Annotated in this window: 8 protein-coding genes; all 8 read left to right on the forward strand. The window is 39.7% G+C overall.

Annotation, left to right across the window (positions count from 1 at the left end; genetic code table 11):
- Positions 1 to 120: 120 nt before the first annotated feature.
- Positions 121 to 1,920, forward strand: a complete 1,800-nt coding sequence (aspS, locus tag H4J62_RS08215) for an aspartate--tRNA ligase (protein ID WP_182171721.1) — start codon at positions 121 to 123, stop codon at positions 1,918 to 1,920.
- A gap of 445 nt (positions 1,921 to 2,365) precedes the next feature.
- Complete coding sequence (ruvC, locus tag H4J62_RS08220) at positions 2,366 to 2,902, forward strand: crossover junction endodeoxyribonuclease RuvC (protein ID WP_146798953.1); 537 nt, start codon at positions 2,366 to 2,368, stop codon at positions 2,900 to 2,902.
- A 75-nt stretch (positions 2,903 to 2,977) separates the two neighbouring features.
- A complete protein-coding gene (gene ruvA, locus H4J62_RS08225; protein ID WP_070377216.1) occupies positions 2,978 to 3,601 on the forward strand; it encodes a Holliday junction branch migration protein RuvA in 624 nt (207 codons plus the stop codon).
- 123 nt (positions 3,602 to 3,724) lie between these two features.
- Positions 3,725 to 4,729 (forward strand): Holliday junction branch migration DNA helicase RuvB, encoded by a 1,005-nt coding sequence (ruvB, locus tag H4J62_RS08230; RefSeq protein ID WP_146798954.1) that lies wholly within the window; start codon positions 3,725 to 3,727, stop codon positions 4,727 to 4,729.
- 505 nt (positions 4,730 to 5,234) lie between these two features.
- On the forward strand, positions 5,235 to 5,645 hold the full coding sequence (gene ybgC / locus H4J62_RS08235; RefSeq protein ID WP_182217695.1) for a tol-pal system-associated acyl-CoA thioesterase: 411 nt from the start codon (positions 5,235 to 5,237) through the stop codon (positions 5,643 to 5,645).
- Positions 5,635 to 6,318 (forward strand): protein TolQ, encoded by a 684-nt coding sequence (tolQ, locus tag H4J62_RS08240; RefSeq protein WP_070376296.1) that lies wholly within the window; start codon positions 5,635 to 5,637, stop codon positions 6,316 to 6,318. Before ybgC ends, tolQ begins: the two co-directional genes overlap by 11 nt.
- A 15-nt stretch (positions 6,319 to 6,333) precedes the next feature.
- Positions 6,334 to 6,759 carry a protein TolR gene (gene tolR / locus H4J62_RS08245; RefSeq protein WP_146798955.1) on the forward strand — a complete coding sequence of 142 codons (426 nt, stop codon included), beginning with the start codon at positions 6,334 to 6,336 and terminating at the stop codon, positions 6,757 to 6,759.
- A 3-nt stretch (positions 6,760 to 6,762) separates the two neighbouring features.
- The coding region (gene tolA, locus H4J62_RS08250; protein WP_182231323.1) for a cell envelope integrity protein TolA at positions 6,763 to 7,132 on the forward strand (370 nt) is incomplete at its 3' end.

Genomic DNA, 7,132 nt, shown 5'->3' on the forward strand with positions numbered 1-7,132 from the left:
CTATTCCCCTTAATGCTTTTTTTGTCGTCATATTCCTTTATAATGTCGGCAATTTTCCATCCTAACGATTGCCATGCTAATACTTTGCATGAGCTAGTTAGTATTATCAGGACAACAGACATGCGCGATCTTTATTGTGGTGATGTGAACGAATCTCACATTGGCAAAGAAATTACTTTATGCGGCTGGGTTAACCGTCGTCGAGACTTAGGTGCGGTGATCTTTTTAGATCTACGTGATCGTGAAGGTATGGTACAAGTCGTTTATGATCCAGATTTACCTGAAGTTATAGCGAAAGCGAATACCTTACGTAATGAATTTTGTGTTCAAATTAAAGGCAAGGTGCGTGCCCGACCTGAAGGTCAAATTAATAAAGACATGAAAACCGGTGCTATTGAAATTTTAGGGTTAGAGCTGACTATTTTAAATAAGTCTGCACCATTACCACTTGATTCCAACCAAAATAATTCAGAAGAACAACGTTTAAAATATCGCTATTTAGATTTACGTCGTAGCGAGATGACAGAACGTATGCGCTTTCGTGCAAAAGTAACATCGGCAGTGCGAACGTCCTTAGAAGGGCAGGGCTTTTTAGATATTGAAACACCTATCTTAACTGCGGCAACACCTGAAGGTGCACGTGACTATTTAGTACCAAGTCGCACACATAAAGGTCAGTTCTTTGCTTTACCGCAGTCACCTCAGTTGTTTAAACAATTGTTAATGATGTCGGGTATGGAACGTTACTATCAAATTGTTAAATGTTTTCGTGACGAAGATTTACGCGCTGACCGTCAGCCTGAATTTACTCAAATAGATATTGAAACGTCATTCATGAGCAGCGAGCAAGTGATGAATGTTGCTGAAACGATGATCGTTAAATTATTTAAAGATTTGATGAATGTTGATTTAGGCACATTCCCTCGTATGACTTATTTAGAGGCAATGACACGTTTTGGTTCAGATAAACCTGATTTACGTAATCCACTAGAATTAGTGGATGTTGCTGATATTGTTAAAGATGTAGAGTTTAAAGTTTTCTCTGGACCCGCAAACGACGAAAAAGGCCGTGTATCGGTAATTTGTGTTCCGGGTGGTGCTGCAAAATTCTCACGCAAAGGTCTTGACGAACTGACTAAGTATGTTGGCATTTATGGTGCTAAAGGCATGCCTTGGTTAAAAGTTAATGATGTTGACGCAGCCTTAAGTACTGGTATTGACGGCATACAATCGCCGGTCTTGAAGTTCTTAAATGAAGAAGCGGTAAAAGCGTTATTAACACGTACTAATGCTAAAACAGGCGATATTATTTTCTTTGGCGCCGACAAGTACAATGTTGTTACTGAATCACTTGGTGCATTGCGTCTTAAACTAGGAGAAGATTTAGAATTATTACAAGGTGATTGGAAACCATTGTGGGTTGTTGACTTCCCAATGTTTGAAGAAGCTGATGGCGGCATGCATGCAATTCATCACCCGTTTACCGCACCTATTAATTTAACGGCTGAAGCATTAGAAGCTAACCCTGTTGGCGCGCTTTCTGATGCTTACGATATGGTGTTAAATGGCTGTGAATTAGGCGGCGGTTCGGTACGTATTCATAACCAAGATATGCAAGCTGCAGTTTTTAGAATTTTGGGTATTAGTGACGAAGAAGCGCAAGAAAAATTTGGCTTTTTACTTGAAGCACTTCAGTATGGTGCTCCACCACACGCTGGCTTAGCGTTTGGTTTAGACCGCCTAGTAATGTTAATGACTGGCGCATCATCAATTCGTGATGTTATGGCTTTTCCAAAAACAACCACAGCGGCTTGTCCATTAACCAATGCACCGGGTAAAGCAAATCCAGCACAGCTTGTTGAACTGGGCATCGCTTGTTTACCTAAAGCTGAAAAGAAAGAAGAACCTTTAGCTGAATAGTTTATAAATAATCAGCGTTCGATAAAAAGCAGCTAATTAGCTGCTTTTTTTATCTATAGAATGTACGGTCATAACAGTTCTTAGGCAACCATGCCTTCACTGTATTATTGCTTTGTACAGGTCATTTTTGTTCTGGTAAATCATAGACGCTGAGCCCTCTAGGCAATGTTGTGGCGCCATGGATTGCAACGAACGACGAATGGTCACGACCGCATTTATGCAGAAGGTAGAGCGAAGCATAGATGCACGAGCTGAGGATGTACTAGGGCTCCTGTCGTCATGCTGAATTCATTTCAGTATCTGAATAACAGTTCTTATCTGCATAACGTTCATTGTCAAAATGAACGACGACATTGCCATTTAACTGACTTCAACGCATAATCTCGATACTCTTTTAAGCCATTCCTGCTTTCGTTAAAAATACTATTAAATAAGAGAACTCAATTTGACCATAATCCTAGGTATCGATCCTGGCTCACGTATTACCGGTTACGGTGTTATAAAAAAAGAAGGTCGCAAAATCTCATATTTGGGCAGTGGCTGTATAAAAGCATATGCGGGCAATAAAGAGGAAGATGACTTTAGCCTGCGTCTACAAACTATTTTTGCTGGTGTTTCTGAGTTGATCCTGCAATTTTCTCCCGAACTTTTTGCTATAGAACAAGTTTTCATGGGCGTTAATCCTGGTGGCGCGTTGAAGTTGGGGCAAGCGCGAGGAGCTGCTATTGTTGCGGCAACCAATAAAGGCTTACCGGTTGCAGAATACTCAGCCAGACAGATAAAACAATCGGTTGTTGGTACGGGCGCCGCCGATAAAAGCCAAGTACAACACATGGTGAAATCTATTTTAAAACTGCCTGCTATGCCGCAAGCGGATGCTGCCGATGCACTCGCTATTGCGCTTTGTCATGCGCATAGCCATGATACTCTTGCAAAAATGGCGGGGCAGGTTAGTAAAATCGTCCGTGGACGATTACGATAAACCACGCAAGCGACTTTACTGTATAAATATATAGTGGTATGGTTGCCAAAAGTTAATGTAGAGAAGGTTTTAGCTGTGATTGGTCGTTTACGTGGAACATTATTAGAAAAATTAGCACCAGAAGTCTTAATTGAGTGCGGGGGAATTGGCTACGAAGTTACTATGCCAATGACCAGTATTTATGCCTTACCTGAATTAAACGAACAAGCGATTATTTATACGCACTTTGTGGTCCGTGAAGATGCGCAATTATTATATGGCTTTGCTAATAAAATCGAACGTAGATTATTTAGACTGGTTATTAAAGTTAATGGCGTTGGCCCTAAATTAGGCCTTGCCATACTTTCAAGTATGTCTGCAGACCAATTTGTTAGCTGTGTTGCTCATGACGACTTGACCAGCATTGTAAAAATACCAGGCGTTGGGAAAAAAACAGCTGAACGTTTACTTATTGAAATGCGCGACCGTTTAAAAGATTGGCAAGTCACTCATACGGCATCGCCATTAGCATCGGGAACACTTCCGATTGAGCTTCATCATGAAAATACTTTTGTGACTAATGCAAAAGGTGATGCGATTAACGCATTAGTTTCTTTAGGCTACAGTCAGCAACAAGCTGAAAAGTCGATACGAAACGTATTTAAAGCAGAATCAACGAGTGAAGATCTTATTCGTGACGCATTAAAGTCAATGCTTTAATATCTACTGCATTGATAAAATGTAGATAAAGCTAACACGTAAATAACAGGCTGCTAATATTAACATCGGCCTGACAATACTCACTTAGCCGTATTTAAATAAGCAAAGACACAAGAGAAAATAATGATAGAAGCTGATCGTCTTATTGAACCTACTGCCCAGCCAGAAGAAGAAACCATTGATCGTGCTATTCGTCCTAAACTACTAGCCGATTATACTGGACAAGATCATGTCAAAATTCAAATGGAAATTTTTATCGCGGCAGCAAAGAAGCGCGATGAACCACTCGATCATTTATTGATATTTGGTCCTCCTGGTTTAGGTAAAACCACACTTGCCAATATTGTTGCTAATGAGATGGGCGTGAATATCCGCACAACTTCCGGTCCTGTCTTAGAAAAAGCCGGAGATTTAGCGGCTTTACTGACTAACCTCGAAGAAAATGATGTGCTCTTCATTGACGAAATTCATCGTCTAAGTCCTGTGGTTGAAGAAATCCTTTACCCCGCAATGGAAGATTATCAGCTAGATATCATGATTGGAGAAGGGCCCGCTGCTCGTTCAATAAAATTAGACTTACCGGCATTTACCTTGATTGGTGCAACGACCCGTGCCGGCGCCTTAACCTCGCCACTGAGAGACCGTTTTGGCATTGTGCAACGACTTGAGTTCTATAACACTAAAGATTTAACTGAAATAGTTAAACGTTCAGCCTACTTTCTCAAGCTACCTATTGATGAAGAAGGCGCATTTGAAGTGGCCAAGCGCTCTCGTGGCACACCAAGAATAGCTAATCGGTTATTACGTCGAGTCCGTGACTATGCTGATGTGAAAACGCAAGGCATTGTTAGCCAAGCAACGGCCGCTAAAGCACTAAATATGTTAGAGGTTGATGATCAAGGTTTTGATTTAATGGACCGGAAATTATTGCAAGCGATTATTGATAAATTTATGGGCGGTCCTGTTGGTCTTGATAATGTCGCAGCAGCCATTGGCGAAGAGCGTGAAACAATTGAAGATGTTATTGAACCTTATCTTATTCAGCAAGGTTTCCTGCAAAGAACACCGCGCGGGCGTATAGCAACTGAACGTGCTTACCAGCATTTTGGTTTAGATAAGCCGGTTTAATAACCAATCCACATCGTTATATCAAATTTTAGGTAAAAAAAAGCCCACATAAATTATGTGGGCCAACTTATAAATTAAGTTGATAAGAGGAAATAGGGTTCCAATAAACATGTCAGAGAGAAGAGATAAAATCTATTCAAATTGTCTGGCTATCAACTACCCCGTTATATCAGTGAAGATAAACTTGAATAATTATTACGCTAGCTAGAACAACAAGCGGATTTTAGAGTAAGTGTTCTATTTATACAAGATAAAAAAATTAGATATTTCGCATTAGAAAAACTAATGTTACTTTTTTGGTGTGTCTTTAATCAGCACGGTACAAACTGGTAATTCTCCACTAGAAACTATTTTTCAAAATGTTACATTCGATTACCACTAAACGCTTGTCGTCAGAAGTTATTATCATTAATATAGAAGAAATTATAATTGAGTGTCTCGAATTTTATTTTTAACGATAAAAATACAAATAACGATGCACTGAGCGTTTTACATCATACAACTCATGCCAGATATTAAACACGTTTATCCAGTTAGGATATATTATGAAGATACGGATGCCGGCGGTATTGTTTATCATGCAAACTATTTAAAGTTTTGTGAACGTGCACGTACTGAGTGGTTGAGAGAATTAAACGCTAATCAATCATCTTTTTTAGAACAAAACATTGGTTTAGTGGTCAGAAGAGTGGAAATGGATAATGTAGCTTCAGCCAGCTTAGATGATTTACTTATTGTTACCTCATGGATTAGCGAATTGAAACGCGCCAGTCTGGTTTTTACTCAACAAATTAGTGATCAGCAAAATAAGCTTATTTGTGCTGTTGTTGTCCAAATTGCTTGTGTTAACTTAGCACTTGCTAAACCCTGTGCTATTCCCGAAAAAATATTAGGAGCGTTAAAACGTGTCAGCTGAAATTTCTATATTTGATTTATTCCTTCAAGCCAGTTTGTTAGTTAAAAGTGTAATGTTAATTCTACTAGGTTTTTCTATTGCATGTTGGGCGATGATATTTCAACGTCGAAAAGCACTTAACGACGCACAGGCACAAATGAAAATCTTTGAAGATAAGTTTTGGAGCGGAGCAGACCTAAGTAAACTCTATAATGAAGTTTCGTCTAAAGGTCCTGCCACCGGTATTGAAAGTTTATTTGTATCAGGCTTTAAAGAATTTGCCCGTTTACGAAAAAGCAATATGGATTCACCACAAGCGATTGTTGACGGAACTCATCGAGCAATGCGCGTTGCACTTTCACGTGAAGTTGACCATCTTGAAACACACTTGCCATTTATGGCGACCGTGGGTTCTATTAGTCCGTACATAGGTTTGTTTGGTACTGTTTGGGGGATTATGAATTCGTTTATTGCACTTGGCGCTGTTGAGCAAGCAACACTTGCTATGGTTGCTCCGGGTATTGCTGAAGCATTAATTGCCACGGCAATGGGCTTATTTGCTGCAATTCCAGCAGTGATCGCTTTTAATCGTTTTAGCCACCATGTTGAAAAATTAGAAAATGGCTACGGTAATTTTATGGAAGAATTTTCCAGTATTTTACAACGTCAAAGTACCAGTGAACCATCAGCATAAACGGAGTAATATCTTATGTATAAAAGAGTAAGACGCCGTAAAGTTGCTGAAATCAATGTTGTTCCTTACATTGATGTTATGTTGGTGTTATTGATTATTTTTATGGTTACCGCACCATTGATCACTCAAGGTGTGAAAGTTAACCTTCCTAAGGCCGATGCTGAAGCGCTTGATAAAGAGTCAAAACCCCCTTTAGTCGCTTCCGTTGATGCCGACGGTAATTATTATTTAGCGGTCGGTACCAGTAAGAATGAACCCATGTCAGCTGAACAAGTGGCAACACTGGTTGCTGCCCATTTAAAAGTTGAACCTGACACGCCAGTCGTTGTTAACGGTGATGGTGCTGTTTCTTATGATGCTGTGATACAACTAATGGTGTTATTACAACAAAAAGCAGGTGTTCCATCGGTTGGTTTAATGACAGACCCTGGAGCTAAATAATTAATGAGCCGAAAATTTGCTATCGCATTATCGTTGAGTTTCTTATTACATATCGTATTAGCTGCGGTATTATTGATGGGCGATTTTGACAGCGAACCCAAAGTGGCGCCCAAAGTTGTACAAGTACAGACTATTCAGGCAACTATTGTTGATAAAAGTAAAATTGAAGCACAAGTTAATAAAATTAAGCAAAAAAAACTTGATGATGCCCAACAGTTAAAAGACTTGGAACAACAAGTGGCTTCCGCTAGGGTAAAACGTGCTAAAGAAGAAAAACGTATTAAAGCACTTGAGCGACAAAGAAAGAAAAAATTACTAGAGAAAAAGGCAGCTGACTCAGCAGCAAAAAAAGCGCTAAGCAAAGCTAACGCCG

The organism is Colwellia sp. BRX8-5 (assembly GCF_014077325.1).
In the GTDB taxonomy this organism is placed as follows: domain Bacteria; phylum Pseudomonadota; class Gammaproteobacteria; order Enterobacterales; family Alteromonadaceae; genus Colwellia_A.